The sequence below is a fragment of the Moritella sp. genome (assembly GCF_033791185.1).
In the GTDB taxonomy this organism is placed as follows: domain Bacteria; phylum Pseudomonadota; class Gammaproteobacteria; order Enterobacterales; family Moritellaceae; genus Moritella.
Genome location: NZ_JASJHF010000244.1, coordinates 1 through 11963, shown reverse-complemented (window position 1 = coordinate 11963; position 11963 = coordinate 1). Strand labels below are relative to the sequence as shown.

Annotated in this window: 11 protein-coding genes; 7 read left to right on the top strand and 4 right to left on the bottom strand. The window is 39.7% G+C overall.

Annotation, left to right across the window (positions count from 1 at the left end; all coding sequences use genetic code 11):
* Positions 1-2036, top strand: a 2036-nt coding sequence (gene yccS, locus QNK26_RS14295) for a YccS family putative transporter (protein ID WP_319224143.1), incomplete at its 5' end; no start/stop codon positions are given.
* Between the two features lie 21 nt (positions 2037-2057).
* Here yccS and QNK26_RS14290 read toward each other — a convergent pair.
* On the bottom strand, positions 2058-3908 hold the full coding sequence (locus QNK26_RS14290; RefSeq protein ID WP_319224140.1) for a beta-ketoacyl synthase: 1851 nt from the start codon (positions 3906-3908) through the stop codon (positions 2058-2060).
* Between the two features lie 190 nt (positions 3909-4098).
* On the opposite strand from QNK26_RS14290, the gene QNK26_RS14285 reads away from it, so the two are divergent.
* Entirely contained in the window at positions 4099-5076 is a 978-nt protein-coding gene (locus QNK26_RS14285; protein ID WP_319224138.1) for a GlxA family transcriptional regulator, read from the top strand.
* A 64-nt stretch (positions 5077-5140) separates the two neighbouring features.
* Positions 5141-5335: a (2Fe-2S)-binding protein gene (locus QNK26_RS14280; protein ID WP_319224135.1), complete on the top strand. Its 195-nt coding sequence runs from the start codon at positions 5141-5143 to the stop codon at positions 5333-5335.
* 18 nt (positions 5336-5353) lie between these two features.
* On the opposite strand, the gene bfr (QNK26_RS14275) is transcribed toward QNK26_RS14280, so the two are convergent.
* The 3 genes from bfr (QNK26_RS14275) to QNK26_RS14265 form a co-directional block, all read right to left on the bottom strand.
* Entirely contained in the window at positions 5354-5824 is a 471-nt protein-coding gene (gene bfr, locus QNK26_RS14275) for a bacterioferritin (protein ID WP_319224132.1), read from the bottom strand.
* 23 nt (positions 5825-5847) lie between these two features.
* The gene (gene bfr / locus QNK26_RS14270) at positions 5848-6321 is read right to left on the bottom strand and encodes a bacterioferritin (RefSeq protein ID WP_319224129.1); all 474 of its coding nucleotides are present in this window, start codon (positions 6319-6321) and stop codon (positions 5848-5850) included.
* A 136-nt stretch (positions 6322-6457) separates the two neighbouring features.
* Positions 6458-6682 carry a hypothetical protein gene (locus QNK26_RS14265; RefSeq protein WP_319224127.1) on the bottom strand — a complete coding sequence of 75 codons (225 nt, stop codon included), beginning with the start codon at positions 6680-6682 and terminating at the stop codon, positions 6458-6460.
* A 154-nt stretch (positions 6683-6836) separates the two neighbouring features.
* Here QNK26_RS14265 and tusA point away from each other — a divergent pair, with 154 nt between their 5' ends.
* The 4 genes from tusA (at position 6837) to QNK26_RS14245 (ending at position 11813) form a co-directional block, all read left to right on the top strand.
* A complete protein-coding gene (tusA, locus tag QNK26_RS14260) occupies positions 6837-7085 on the top strand; it encodes a sulfurtransferase TusA (protein ID WP_319224124.1) in 249 nt (82 codons plus the stop codon).
* 205 nt (positions 7086-7290) lie between these two features.
* Positions 7291-8202: a glycine--tRNA ligase subunit alpha gene (glyQ, locus tag QNK26_RS14255; protein ID WP_319224121.1), complete on the top strand. Its 912-nt coding sequence runs from the start codon at positions 7291-7293 to the stop codon at positions 8200-8202.
* Positions 8203-8210: 8 nt separating this feature from the next.
* Complete coding sequence (gene glyS / locus QNK26_RS14250; RefSeq protein ID WP_319224119.1) at positions 8211-10277, top strand: glycine--tRNA ligase subunit beta; 2067 nt, start codon at positions 8211-8213, stop codon at positions 10275-10277.
* A gap of 282 nt (positions 10278-10559) precedes the next feature.
* The gene (locus QNK26_RS14245) at positions 10560-11813 is read left to right on the top strand and encodes a valine--pyruvate transaminase (protein WP_319224117.1); all 1254 of its coding nucleotides are present in this window, start codon (positions 10560-10562) and stop codon (positions 11811-11813) included.
* Positions 11814-11963: the final 150 nt, after the last annotated feature.

Here is an 11963-nt window from a genome sequence, read left to right as displayed (position 1 = left end):
TGACCGCAGTACTCGGTATTGTAGCAGCCGTAATTTCGGAGGGTGACGACAGTATTAAACAGCGTATTATCAATAGCCTACTAGCGCTTATCTGTTTTACTTTATCATCATTATTGGTCAGTTTATTATTCCCCTACCCACTGATCTTTTTACTGGGTAGTTGCCTATTTAGTTTTGCGATCATTATCTTAGGCTCGCTGGGTAAACGCTATGTCACCATCAGTTTTGCAACCTTGATGATTGCCGTTTATACCATGCTTGGCTTAAGCCATGATGCCGAGTCAACCGCAGTGCTGAGTAGTAACGTAGATTTTGGCCCCTACTCGTTATTGTTAATTGCTGGCGCAGCGTGGTATTTCATCATTTCGACGGTGTTGCTTAAGGTTACCTTGTATAATCCCATTCGCGAACGCTTGGCTGACATTTATGTATCATTAGGTTTATACCAACAAGAAAAATCTAAGTTTTTTTCACAAACAAAATACGATCATAAAACCATCCGTCATACGTTATCAACCCTGAATATTAATATCGTCAATGCCATGTCTGAGTGTCGTACTAATATTGATTACCATGTAGATGAGAAAGATATTTCTCATGAACTCCAGCACTTGATCCACCTCTATCAAGAAGCCCAAGAACTGCATGAAAAAATGACATCAAGCCATTTTCATTACGATTCGTTAAAACGCAATTTAAATAATGATTTAATTATTGCAGGTTTCGAGCAAGTATTAAAACAACTTGCTGACGCGTGCACCCAGCGAGGTCAAGCGACCCTATACAAACAAACCTACCAACATGATCATGGCTTGACTTGGTCATTAGCCATTTTAAAACAAGAGTTACTGACATTGGAAAAGTCGCTAAAATGGCAACTCTTTGGCCCATTAAAACTGTTATTTCGGAATTTACGTAAAGCGGATGAGCTATTAATTAACAGCGGACCACAAAACGATCAAGCGTTCTTGGTCATGGCGCCACGCGAACGACTACCAGTATTACAACGCCTCAGTAATGCATTACATTTATCGAGTCCAGTATTTCGTCATGCTATTCGTTTGACCTTAGGTATCGCCTTAGGCATTGGTATTATTTTAGCTTCTGATTTACATGGTTATTGGGTGGTATTAACGACATTATTTGTACTACAACCGAGTTACAGCGCGACGCGAGTAAAATTAAAGCAGCGTATTAGCGGCACACTGATGGGCATTATTATAGGTGCAACCTTGTTATACCTATTCCCAACGGAACGTAGCCAGTTATTTTTATTAGCGATATCGGCATTTCTGTTTTTTTACTATTTACGCCAAAATTACAGCAGAGCCGTGACCTATATTACCTTACTGGTATTATTAGCATTTAACGTACTCTACCAACAAGGTTATGTTGTCACGATCCCGCGGATCATTGATACGTTAACTGGATGTAGTATTGCTTTCCTGCTAGCTAAGTTAGTACTTCCAAACTGGCAATATAAGCAATTCCCTAAATATTTAGTCGAAGCAATCACCGCTAATCAAAATTATTTTAATGAGATAATTAAACAATATGTTTCGGGAAAAAATAATGATTTACCGTACCGGGTCTCCCGTCGTAAAGCCTATGTCGCCGATAGTCATTTGATCGCATCATGGAAAGACATGCAAGTTGAACCCAACGATAAACGTCATAAACTAAATCATGTATACGATATTTCACGTCGAAATCACGCCATGTTATCGGCATTATCAGCCTTAGGGGTACACAGAAATAAAATTATTGATCCGCGATTACAGCAAGATTTAGCTTTAGTGGCGCAATTGATTAGTGGCGCATTAGAGCAAACACAGAGTACTATCTTGGCGCCCGTCAATATCGATAAATTTTATATTAGTGAGATAGAGGAGTTACTCAAGCGCTATGAAAATGATGACCATAAACATACGTTATTATTAATTCAAAAGCTGAAGCAGCTCGTGGAGATCACGGAAGAGTTACAAGTGATGGCAGATGATATGAACCTAGTCGCATATCCCCTTGCACGCACTTAACGTGCAAGGGCAATAAATGCATTAGCTATAATCGTGATACGGATTATCTTGTGCTAACTTAATTGCGTTTGCAAAACCTTGTAAACGCACTTCTTGCGTATTGATGTTCACACCCGCGTCATCGATAACCGCAGTACCAAATGCATAACGGATATTTTCATCACCGCGACACGCATTACTATCATTCGTCACCGCGGTTTTTTGGACTAGGTTATTCTTTTCTTGGTAAGCACTGACGACTGACACGCCATACTTCGCTTCTAGCATCATTAGTGTTTGCTGGGGAGATAATACTAGGCCAGTGGCATTATTACCGCCAAACCCTTTGGCATTTAAGAGTACCGCTTTCATATCTTGGCCTTTATCACCGACAAACTGATGGTCTGTTAAGATGTTAAGGTTAGCTTGGTGAACATCATCAGCAATATGATCGATGGTTTTAATACCAGGGATCCAACCATGCTGCCATACACCAAGCGATGCCACTAATTGATCGCCCGCTGCCGCGCCCATTGAATGGCCAACATAGGATTTAATTGCCGTAACAGGCCAATTGGTAATATTAAAGCTAGCCGCGACTTCACTCAAAATATGACTTTCAGTAACGCGGTTTTGTGGCGTTCCAGTACCATGCGCTTGGACAAAGGTATGTTGTAAACCACCTTCCCCTAAAATTGCTTTCGCTAATGCGGTGGCTTTCGCGACGGTCACATAGTTACCAATACCCGGTGCTGAAATTGATTTTTTATTCGCGTCGGCATTAATGAATACATCAGCAACAGAACCGTAAATGGTCACACCTAGCTCTAAAGCTAATTCATCATCCATCAACACCACAAATTGTGCTGATTCAGCCATGGTAAAGCCAGCGTTAGATGAAAATGGACGACAAGCACGGCGGTTATCCACGCTATCACTGCTATCCAATGCTTTAAGCTGATCATCTTCAGCTAATGCCCCCATCACGCGAAAACCTTCCATCACCCCAGTTTCAACAGGTGCCTCAGCGTTACCAACAATCGCGACTTTTGACTTACCAGACTGGATATCTAACATACCCTGACGCAAATTATACAGGAAACTGGCACAAGCCCCCATACTCGTCCCCGTAGTGCCAGCACTGTTGATCACATAGCTATTAATAAAGTCAGCAGGCATTTCGGCTAACGCCATTGCCATCATTTTAGTGCTTACACGGCCGCCTTTAAAATATGCTGAAAGCATGCCACCAAATGAATTTTCATCCACTTGCCCTAATGCACTCCCCGCATAAACAGAAACTTCATCTGGGTTAATTAACTTAAGTATGTTGTCCCAATCAATACCCAGTGAGTTGAGCGCATCAGAAGCACCGTATACGGTAAGCTTTAAACCACGAGGGTGTGAACGAGAATTATATAATTTATCTAAATCAAAACCAGTTGGGATATTACCAGCACTTGATACCGGATAAGCAATAGTGTCATTAATTAACACATCAAAGTCGCCATCAACAGTCACTTCAACGGTTTTATTATCAATATCGGTAAGCTGCCAATTAACCGGGAGCGTTTGAGGCAATTTAGATTTTTTTAATTGAAATGTAATTGGCGTTGTACCTGGTGCCAATTTGGCTTTACGTTGAAAAGGTACCGCTTCTGGAACAAATGTGGTGGCACGACGTACTAAGGTACCCGCTTTAATCTGGGCAATAATATCAGCATTGATATCGCTAGCATCAAGTCCCATACGCTGAGCGAGATCTTGCCAAGTACTGGCCATGACATCATCTTGCAGCGCGTCACACACTAAACGCTTATAACTGTGGAAACCAGAACTACGTCCAGCCGCATTAATACCACCCAAACCAACAATTAACGGTAACTTCGCCATTTTATTACATCTCATTCGAATCTAAGCTATTGCTAGCTAGTCTAGCAAGTTATACTAACAATACACTTTCAACTGTGCCATTTACCCTGACATTTGTGCCACAGTGGTTTTTTAGTCCATAAAAGCAAGGCACTGGACCATAAATAAATAGATAGTCTAAATTTAGATTGTTATCGAATCGGAGCTTGCTGTGAAAATTGGATTTGTACTTTATGATAAAGCGTTAGTCACCGGGATCTCTTTAGCCGCAGAAATGCTCTCCGGTGCATCACGCTTACGTGACCGAAAAACCCAGCATCAAGATCCGCTGGAAATAAAATTAATTTCGACTAGTTTAGCAGCTAAATCACTCACCGCAGGGTTACGCTTACAACCCGATTTAACCTTTTCATGTGAACAAAAATTTGACTTGGTAATTTTCCCTCCAATGTGGGGAAACCCTTTAGTATCAATAATTAAACACCCAGAAATATTACCTTGGTTACATCAACAATATAACAGTGGCGCAAAAATTTTATCTACTGGAACTGGCGTCTGTTGGTTGGCTGAAGCGGGATTACTTGACGGCTTACCCGCAACAACGCACTGGTATTTCTACGATCAATTTAGCCAACACTACCCACAAGTAAAACTCAATCGTCAGGCCTCGATTACCGCCGCCAACGGTTTATATTGTGCAGGTAGTATTAATTCACAATCAGAAATGATGTTGTTTTTAATCAATGAGATGTTTGGCAAAAAGATCGCTAGTGTGATTGAAAACCATTTCTCTCATGAAATATCACGCACGCAGCAGCAACCTTTCTACCAAATTGGCGGCCAAGTTCAATTCGATGAATCTATTGCCCTCGCACAAGACTGGATGCAGCGTAATATGGCTAAAGTGATAACTAATCAAATGATTGCCGATGTTTGTAAATTACCGCTACGTACCTTCAATCGCCGCTTCAAAGAGCAAGTCGGACAAACCCCCAATCAGTTTTTGTTAACACTTAGACTGGAGACCGCTCAGGTGCTATTACGCGACTTTGGCCTCACCATGTGTGATGTCGCCGAACAAGTCGGTTTTCGTGACGCATATTATTTCAAAAAAAAATTCGAGCAACACTTTGATATGGCTCCAAAACAATATCGAGATATGGTAAAAGCCAAAGTTTTCGCCTCATAGTGGCTTGATAATCATTCTCATTCATATTAATATCGACATAAATTCAAGTTCGGAATAATTATTTATGTACGTATGTATTTGTCGCGGTATTACCGATAAGCAGTTAATTCACAGCATTGATGAAGGAGCAACAACCATGAAAGCATTAAGTACTGAGCTTGGTATCGGTAATCAATGTGGCAAGTGTTGCCAATGTACAAAAAAGATCTTAAATCAGACCTTAATTAAACAAGCACAACAACAGCCGCAGGTTGCTTAGCGGTTATAGCTAACACGATTAATTCGACATCTGTGACTGTAAGTAATTATCTAAACCAGCATGGCGAATAAGATACTCTTGGCTTTCAACCCAATCGATTTGCTCTTCAACTTCTTCTAATATTTCAGCGGCCATATCACGACTAATGTAATCTTGGATTTTTTCACATTCCGCGATCAAGGTTTGTAACACCACTCGAATACTCAATTCAAGTTCCATATTAAGGTGCAGCATTTCAGGCGTATCTTCACCTATCGCCAGTCGCCCTAAATCTTGTAAATTAGGTAATCCTTGTAGAAATAAGATCCGATTTATAAACTTATCGGCTTGTTTCATTTTCAAAATAGACTGTTTGTAATCTGCTTTATCAAGTTGCTCTAGCCCCCAATTTCGATACATGCGGGCATGTAAAAAATATTGATTAATCGCGACTAATTTACAGCCTAATGCTTTATTTAATAGTACTATAATTTGGTTGTTGCCTTGCATAAGTAACCCCGAATATGAGTCGATTAAACACCGATATGAGATTGGATGTAGTTTGCTAAACTAATTTTTTGGATCAAACCTAATTGCTGCTCTAACCAATAAACATGGTCTTCTTCGGTATCTGCGAGTAAAGGTAATAACACCTGCCTGGTTTGATAGTCGCCTTCATCTTCACATAGCTTAATACTCGCTCTTATCGCGGCAACGACTTCCATCTCCAACACCAAATCATTTTTTAGCATGCTGGGAACATCATCACCAATGAGTAAGTCACGACGATCTTTTAAATTAGGCGTGCCTTCAAGAAATAAAATACGTTTGTTCAGCGAATCAGCATGGGTGATTTCTTCTTCCATTTCATGATTCATTTGTTGGTAGAGTTTTTCTAACCCCCAATCTTGATACATACGAGAATGGGTAAAATATTGATCTATCGCTGCTAGCTCATTGTGTAATAAGCCGTTTAAGCTAGTGATCACCTGAGTGTTACCTTTCATAATTAACTCCAATATACAGGTAGTAAAATTAAGCTTAGATAACAATTACAGTTTTACAATTTCAAGGTGAGGTATTGCAGGCGGGATAACGGCACTAAGGGTAATATAACAGAGGGTGATATACCCTCTGTTATATTTACTTCGAATCGTCTTTGTGTTCCGTTTTTTCGGCTTTATTTTCAGTACTGTCTTCTTCGACAAGATAATCACTTAATTCAACCCAAACTGCGATCGCAACAATACTTAATACCCCGAGCCAAGTACCAGTATCGGCAATAGGGACTTCCATAAGCATGATTAGAAAAGAAAAAAAAGCGATTGAAAAATATACTTTTAGTCTGCCACTGGCTTGTAGTAACATACACACTCCTTGTTGATGGTTACTTAACGGCGCAAGATAAGTATCACGCGGTTATTAACAATTTAACAACATTATGGTGATTATCCAATATATAATTACCACTACTCATTAATATTAGTCTATTTACGTATATTGACCACATAGAGAAAACCTGATGAACTCATTATTTTCGAATCCAGAACATGAACTAGATGCCCTAGGTTTACGCTGTCCAGAGCCCGTAATGATGGTACGCAAAACAGTAAGAAAACTCGATGATGGCCAGACTTTACTTATCATTGCTGACGATCCAGCAACAGTGCGTGACATTCCTAGTTTTTGTCAGTTTATGGATCACACACTAGTGGCGAGTCAAACCGAACAACTGCCGTATCAATACCTGATTAAAAAAGGCGTTAATTAGCCCGTCTTAACGCGCGAATATAAGGATAATATATTCGCGTATTTATCACCTCTTCAGCCACTTTTCTAACATTAAATTACTGCGCTAACTCAAATAGCTGAAAAAACCGCACTAACCAAGTCAAATTTTGTAATTTACCCTATATTCATATCTGCTCAGCAGGTATACTTTGGTGATTATTTCTTTGCTTTATTGTGCAGATATCATGTCAAAATATAATGTTAAAACTTTTCAAGGGCTGATCCTAGCACTGCAGGATTACTGGGCTCGTCAAGGTTGTGCGATCGTACAACCATTCGATATGGAAGTAGGTGCCGGCACCTCTCACCCAATGACGTTTTTACGTTCATTAGGTCCAGAGCCAATGGCTTATGCTTACGTACAACCATCGCGTCGTCCTACCGATGGCCGTTATGGTGAAAATCCAAACCGTTTACAACACTACTATCAGTTCCAAGTAGTGATCAAACCATCGCCAGCGAACATCCAAGAATTATACTTGGACTCACTGAAAGAAGTTGGTCTTGATCCATTGGTTCACGATATTCGCTTCGTAGAAGATAACTGGGAAAACCCAACGTTGGGTGCCTGGGGTCTAGGTTGGGAAATCTGGCTAAACGGTATGGAAGTATCACAGTTTACTTACTTCCAAGCAGTTGGCGGTCTTGAATGTAAACCTGTTACAGGTGAAATGACTTACGGTCTTGAACGTCTTGCCATGTATATCCAAGATGTCGATAGCGTATACGACCTAGTATGGACAGATGGTCCTCTAGGCACTGTTAAATACGGTGACATTTTCCACCAAAATGAAGTTGAGCAATCAACTTATAACTTCGAACATGCTGATGTTGATTTCCTATTCACTCTGTTTGATGAAAGTGAAAAAGAAGCGCAAAAACTACTAGATTTAGAAGTGCCGCTACCGCTACCAGCATACGAACGTATTCTTGATGCTGGCCATGCATTTAATATGCTAGATGCACGTCATGCAATCTCAGTGACAGAGCGTCAACGTTATATTTTACGTATTCGCACCCTTTCTAAAGGTGTGGCTGAAGCGTATTACGCATCTCGTGAAGCACTAGGCTTCCCGCTATGTAAAAAAGACAAATAGGAAGTAGCATGGCAACTGAAAATTTATTAATCGAGATTGGTACTGAAGAGTTACCACCAAAATCACTGCGTACATTAGCAGAAGCATTTGCAGCAAACTTCCAAGCAGAGCTAGAAAAAGCCGGTTTAGAATTTGCAGACGTTAACTGGATGGCAGCCCCCCGCCGTTTAGCATTAACCGTCTCAGCTCTTGCTGATTCACAAGCTGATAAAGTAATTGAAAAACGCGGTCCTGCTGTTTCTGTTGCATTTGATGCTGACGGTAACGCAACGAAAGCGGCACAAGGCTGGGCACGCGGCAACGGTATTACTGTTGAGCAAGCTGGCCGAGTAAAAACCGACAAAGGTGAATGGTTACTGCATAAATCTGAAGTAAAAGGTCAACCAACACAAGCACTTGTTGCTGATATGGTAGCCACCTCTTTAGCTAAACTGCCTGTTAGCAAGCCAATGCGTTGGGGCGCTAGCCCGATTCAATTCATTCGCCCAGTGCATACAATTACCATGTTGTTTGGTGCTGAAGCACTAGAAGGCGAAATCTTAGGTATTAAAGCGGCACGTACTATACGTGGTCACCGTTTCCTAGGTAAAGGTGATTTTGAATTACCACACGCTGACAATTATGTTGATATGCTTGAAGATCACGGCATGGTAATGGTTGATTACGAGCGTCGTAAAGATGTTATTCGTAAGCAAGTTATTGCGGCTGCAAGCGAACACGGCGGTGTTGCTGAAATCGAAGAAGACCTACTTGAAGAAGTAACGTCTCTCGTAGAATGGCCAGTAACATTAGTCGGTAACTTTGAAGAACGTTACCTAGACGTACCAGCGGAAGCTTTGATCTACACGATGAAAGACAACCAAAAGTACTTCCCAATGTTAAGCACTGACGGCGAGCTGTTACCTAAGTTTATCTTTGTTTCCAACATCATCAGTAAAGATGTTCGACAAGTAATTGAAGGTAACGAAAAAGTTGTTCGTCCACGTTTAGCTGATGCTGAATTCTTCTTTAATACCGATAAGAAACGCACGTTAGAAAGTCGTCTTGCTGATCTAGAAACGGTTTTATTCCAAAAACAACTCGGTACATTAAAAGAAAAATCACAACGTATTGCAGATTTAGCCGCCGCTATTGCCGGTAAAATCTCAGCAAATACCGAGCACGCACAACGCGCAGGTCTATTAGCTAAAGCTGACTTAATGTCAGACATGGTGGTAGAATTCCCTGACGTTCAAGGTGTGATGGGCATGCACTATGCACGTAACGACGGTGAAGCAGAAGAAGTTGCAGTTGCACTTAATGAGCAATATCTGCCACGTTTTGCTGGTGATAAACTACCAACATCTTTAGTTGCTTGTGCAGTTTCTCTTGCAGATAAATTAGATACACTTGTTGGTATCTTTGGTATTGGTCAAGCACCAAAAGGTACAGCTGATCCATTTGCACTTCGTCGTGCTGCGATTGGTCTGCTACGTATCATTAAAGATAAACAGCTAGATCTAGATATCGTTGAATTAGTTGAAATTGCTAAAACACAATATACTGATAAATTAACTAACGCTAACGTTGTTAACGATGTGGTTGATTTCTTGTTCGCGCGTTTCCGTGCAACGTATCAAGCAAATGGTTTTAGTGTCGAACTGATTCAATCAGTATTAGATCGCCGCCCAACTAAGCCTGTTGATTTTGAAAAACGAATTCAAGCCGTTGCTAAATTCCAAGAGCTTCCTGAAGCACAGCCAATCGCTGCAGCTAACAAACGTATTTCAAATATCCTTGCGAAAGTAAAAGTTGAAATTAATACCGATGTGGACAATTCTTTACTTACTGAAGGCGCAGAAATTGCATTAGCCGAAATTTTAGGCTCTCTAGAAGTGAAGCTAAGCCCTTTATTTAAAGACGGAGACTACGAGTCAGCCTTGTTCGAACTCGCTAGTCTACAAGCTCCTGTGGACGCATTCTTCGATAGCGTAATGGTTATGGCTGATGATCCTGCAGTAAAAGCTAATAGATTAGCTATTTTAAATCGTTTACGTAACTTATTCTTACAAGTAGCAGATGTATCTGTTTTGTAAGTTTTAAGATTACGCTGCACTAGATTGCCATTGGTGCGGGTATATGATGATTAATAAAAGCTCAGAATTTCCTGAGCTTTTTTGTTTCACGTGGAACTTAGATTGAATAGAATTAAACATAGGTTCCAGGTGAAAATGATTATTTGTACTCATCTCTTAATATCTGGTTAAGAAAATAAAGCTTCGATGGATTCGCTATTATCTTATTAAGAGCAGAGTTTATTTGACAACAAGACAACCATGTTTCATGTGAAACAATATTCATATCGTTAAGGAACAGAAATGCCTTACTCAATTTTTGGAAATAAATTTACGCAACACTCAGGCATCACTGAATTAATGGATGACCTTAATGAAGGAGTTAAGGGTGGTGATGAGATATTGATGCTAGGCGGTGGAAATCCGGCTGCAATCCCTGAAGTGCAAGAAAGATTAAATGAACTAATGCAACAGTTATTAGACGAAGGTAAGTTATTAGACACCCTCGCAAACTATGATGGGCCACAGGGAAAAAATACATTTATTAATGCACTTGTTGAGTTATTTAATGATTTATATGGGTGGGATTTATCAGCTCAAAATATCATGTTAACCAATGGTAGTCAGAATGCATTCTTCTATCTGTTTAACCTTTTAGGTGGTAATTTCAGTGGAGATAAAAACAAAAAAGTACTTTTTCCATTAGCGCCAGAATATATTGGTTATGCAGATGCGAGTGTTTCGGAAGAAGCTTTTGTTGCCGTTAGACCCAAAATAACTGAGTTGGATAATGGTCTATTTAAGTATCATGTCGACTTTGATGCATTAAAAATAGATGATGATATAGGTGCTATTTGTGTTTCTCGCCCGACAAATCCAACTGGTAATGTATTAACTGACGAAGAAGTTAAGCACCTTGATCAATTAGCAAGAGAAAACAATATACCACTTATTATCGATAATGCTTATGGTATGCCTTTCCCAAATATTATCTTTTCAGAAGCAACACCATTCTGGAACAATAATACTATTCTTTGCCTTAGCTTATCAAAATTTGGTTTACCTGGTTCTCGTTGCGGTATCGTTATTGCCAATGAAACAATCATTAAAGCTATGAATAATCTATCTGGAATAATGGCATTATCACCAGGTGGTATTGGTCCTGAAATCGCTTTACCATTGGTAAAATCGAAAGAAATAATCGAGCTGAGTAATAACGTAATTAGACCTTTTTATCTTAGCAAAGCAGAAAAGGCGATTGCTTTATTGCAGTCTAAAATTACCTCTCCTAAGTTTAAAATTCATAAAGCTGAAGGTGCATTATTTCTTTGGTTGTGGTTTAAAGACTTACCTATTTCATCAAATGAACTCTATAAAAAATTAAAAGAACAGGGATTATTGATTGTCTCTGGCCATTATTTTTTTCCTGGTTTAGATCAAGATTGGCAACATACACAAGAATGTATTCGACTTAATTATGCACAAGATGACGATGTTGTTGAACGTGGCGTAACCATATTAGCTGATACAATTAATGAGTTATATTCAGAAAATTAGAATCGAGAATTAGTTATAGTTTATTGAGTTTCACGTGGAACTCAGTAATTAATTAAGCAGTAAAAAAGCCGGCTAATAGCTGGTTTTTTTATGGCTAAATAAAATTTCAATTTATTGCTAGCAGACGAGCTATCTAATTAATTACGGCCT

Coding starts and splice junctions, on each gene's coding strand:
- QNK26_RS14290 (WP_319224140.1), bottom strand. CDS start 3,908: ATGGCGAAGTTACCGTTAATTGTTGGTTTGGGTGGTATTAATGCGGCT.
- QNK26_RS14280 (WP_319224135.1), top strand. CDS start 5,141: ATGTACGTATGTATTTGTCGCGGTATTACCGATAAGCAGTTAATTCAC.
- bfr (WP_319224132.1), bottom strand. CDS start 5,824: ATGCAAGGCAACAACCAAATTATAGTACTATTAAATAAAGCATTAGGC.
- bfr (WP_319224129.1), bottom strand. CDS start 6,321: ATGAAAGGTAACACTCAGGTGATCACTAGCTTAAACGGCTTATTACAC.
- QNK26_RS14265 (WP_319224127.1), bottom strand. CDS start 6,682: ATGTTACTACAAGCCAGTGGCAGACTAAAAGTATATTTTTCAATCGCT.
- tusA (WP_319224124.1), top strand. CDS start 6,837: ATGAACTCATTATTTTCGAATCCAGAACATGAACTAGATGCCCTAGGT.
- glyQ (WP_319224121.1), top strand. CDS start 7,291: ATGTCAAAATATAATGTTAAAACTTTTCAAGGGCTGATCCTAGCACTG.
- glyS (WP_319224119.1), top strand. CDS start 8,211: ATGGCAACTGAAAATTTATTAATCGAGATTGGTACTGAAGAGTTACCA.
- QNK26_RS14245 (WP_319224117.1), top strand. CDS start 10,560: ATGCCTTACTCAATTTTTGGAAATAAATTTACGCAACACTCAGGCATC.